Source organism: Paenibacillus xylanexedens, from assembly GCF_007680605.1.
Taxonomy (GTDB): Bacteria; Bacillota; Bacilli; order Paenibacillales; family Paenibacillaceae; genus Paenibacillus; species Paenibacillus xylanexedens_B.
In genome coordinates, this window is record NZ_VEIO01000053.1 from 1 (window position 1) to 442 (window position 442).

Below are 442 nucleotides of genomic sequence, written 5' to 3' on the forward strand. Positions count from 1 at the left end.
AAGATCACTTTCGTCCCATCGGCAGATACAGTCCAATCCGGAATGGTTGTCCCAAATGCTGTTGCGATCTTGTTCGCAAGCTGACTTCCCGTTTCCGGACTCCCCATCATATTCACATGGACTACCCATTCGGATGTTCCATCCATAAATTTAACACCTATCGGCCCCTCACTACTTTCGGAACCAGGTAAACTTAATGTTACTACCTGAGATGTATTAGTCGCTGGATTTCCGGCAACTGTAGTTGTGCCTGAAGGTGCACCAACTCCTGATGCCTCCAATGCATATATCCGAACATGCTCGTTATTCGTGCCCGGTTGCTGCGATGTAAATTGTACTTTGGATCCATCGGCGGTTGCACTCCACCCCGATATGGATGTCCCAAATGCTGCGGCTATTTTCGCCGCTACTTCTACTGCAGTTTCTGTACCTGTGATAGAAA

Annotated in this window: 1 protein-coding gene; it reads right to left on the reverse strand. The window is 48.0% G+C overall.

Annotated elements, in window-relative coordinates; translation table 11 throughout:
• A partial coding sequence (locus tag FS818_RS29035; protein ID WP_186375619.1) for a hypothetical protein occupies positions 1 to 442 on the reverse strand: 442 nt, incomplete at both ends.